Below are 2,155 nucleotides of genomic sequence, written 5' to 3'. Positions count from 1 at the left end.
CAAAAAAACATTAAATCTTTAGATAATAGGAGAAGTTACCAACTACTATTGATATTACATCAAACTACTCTACACTTGATGTAGTCAATACCAACTTATATCATAATTATAAAGTTGCTCAAAGAAGCGACCAAGACTTCTTGTGCTCAATTTTAAATGAATTAGAATCGGTTATTTAAAGCTTGTAGGTATTGTTTTGAAATTGTTTGAATGAATTAACTGAGAAAACTAATAAAGTAATTGAAAGCAGAAACTGTATATAACGTAATTCAAGCATTAAACTCAGATGAGAAGCTGAGATTATATGCCATGCTTGACTTGCCTAAAGTTTCTGCTGTAAAACGTAAAAGAAAAAAAACAAAACTAATCTCTGTGGCTTCTGCTATGGATGATTTGTTAGTGAATACTTTTAATAAATAATAATGAGCATCATTCATTTTTCAACTGTTTTTAAAGCGCTTGATGTTTTTGTTGATAAACACAATGCTTTTTCTGATAACCTTTCAAGTCGTTTGCGTCAACCTGTGATTGCAACAGCTAGAGAGATTATTAGAATTTATGGTGCTTCATTATTCAAAGCCAGCAAAGAAACTTGTTTTGACACAACCTCTATTCCTCCATTAAAAACAAATAATGTACAATTGGCGAAGATCTCTCGTTAGTACTAGAACCATCAAAAGACATCTAAAAAACTTCTAGAAGCCAATGTTATCATCGAGAAAATTAACTATGGTCGTAAAGCCAATTATGAGCTGTTTTTAAATCCTAAAATACTGTTGATAAACGGTGAAAAAGCTGTCAATAAACAACCAAATCAAAAAGAAAACGAAAAAACTAAAACAACTGATAATCAGTTTTTTAAAAAAGAGTATTTGACAAGTTGTCCCCAAACAGACTCTAGTAACAATAGTTACATAAATAATATATTAATAGCAGTTGATAAAAAAATGAACATAGACAGGAAGTTAAGTTCGAGTTCTTCCAAAATTGAATGTTTAGCTGGTAACAATTTTACAGGATACGTAGAGAAGGAAGGCGCAAAAAAAATAAAAGAGCCACTTTCGCAAGGCACACCAGGCGCGCGAAATTTTAAGCGTACAAATGATGTAGAGAAGGAAGGCAATATCCTTGGAGTACAAACACAAGCAAAAGACATAGATTCAAGGCTTGGAGCTTCAGGGAGTGCCTTTCTTAATTCTTATGTGAATTCCTTATGGGAACTCGCTAAAAAGAAATTATACAAAGAGGTTTACTTGACTGAAAATGTGGAGAAAAAGACCAAAGAGTTATTGTATTTGTGGTATCAGCCTGTAAAAAAAAAACAACATTTAGATAAAGTTCACAATGTCTACTTAAAACGTGTTGAATTAGTGCAGAAGTATCTTGCCAAAGATTCCAAAAATAGATTTGTTCAATTACCGCATCTATATTTTGATCAAAAAAACAAGCATGGCTTTACAGGAACTAAAGTTTGGTATGAAAACTATATTCGTAGTAAACAGAAAACACGATTAAAATTAATAACTCATGCACAAATTCGTCGTTTTTTACATAATGAGCAAAAAGAAACTACAAATCAAAAGCCGCGTTTACCATTATTTAAAGATTGTGAAAAACGAATTCAACAACTCGGGAAAACGGATTTGTTAAAGCAATTTTACAAAGCGGTTTTGACACAAGAAAATAAGAGTGTTTTCGTGCCTAAATAATTTATAGTCGAAAGATTTTTTATGAAATTTAAAAGTTAAAAAATGACTGATAAATAACCTAAAAGTGACCAAGAAGTGACTTAAGAGTTCCCTGTAAGTTCCCCAAGAGTGACTCAGAAGTGACCAATGTTTTACCAAAAAGTGACTTTAAAAAACAAAAATGACCTAAAAGTTACCAAGAAGTGACTTAAGAGTTCCCTGTAAGTTCCCCAAGAGTGACTCAGAAGTGACCAATGTTTTACCAAAGAATGACTCAAAAAAACAAAAATGACCTAAAAGTGACCAAGAAGTGATTCAAGTGTTCCCAAAGAGTGACTCAAAAGTGAAAAATGTTTGACCAAGGAGTGACTTAAAAAAACAAAAATGACCTAAAAGTGACCAATGAGTGATTTAGAAGTGACTTAAGAGTTCCCTATAAGTTCCCCAAGAGTGACTCAGAAGTGACC

The 2,155-nt window shown here is 32.1% G+C and carries 3 protein-coding genes; all 3 read left to right on the top strand.

Going from position 1 to position 2,155, the window contains the following annotated elements:
- The first annotated feature begins 240 nt into the window (after nt 1-240).
- The 3 genes from AA089_RS22905 to AA089_RS25640 all read left to right on the top strand — a co-directional run bounded on the left by AA089_RS22905 (nt 241) and on the right by AA089_RS25640 (nt 1,709).
- A complete protein-coding gene (locus AA089_RS22905; RefSeq protein WP_046759354.1) occupies nt 241-420 on the top strand; it encodes a hypothetical protein in 180 nt (59 codons plus the stop codon).
- 2 nt (nt 421-422) lie between these two features.
- Nucleotides 423-662 (top strand): hypothetical protein, encoded by a 240-nt coding sequence (locus AA089_RS25645; RefSeq protein WP_053002649.1) that lies wholly within the window; start codon nt 423-425, stop codon nt 660-662.
- Between the two features lie 285 nt (nt 663-947).
- Nucleotides 948-1,709 (top strand): hypothetical protein, encoded by a 762-nt coding sequence (locus tag AA089_RS25640; protein WP_241480033.1) that lies wholly within the window; start codon nt 948-950, stop codon nt 1,707-1,709.
- Nucleotides 1,710-2,155: the final 446 nt, after the last annotated feature.

The sequence above is a fragment of the Kordia jejudonensis genome (assembly GCF_001005315.1).
In the GTDB taxonomy this organism is placed as follows: Bacteria; Bacteroidota; Bacteroidia; order Flavobacteriales; family Flavobacteriaceae; genus Kordia; species Kordia jejudonensis.
Note: the sequence above shows the minus strand (reverse complement) of the source record. Positions and strands in the feature narration are given on the sequence as shown.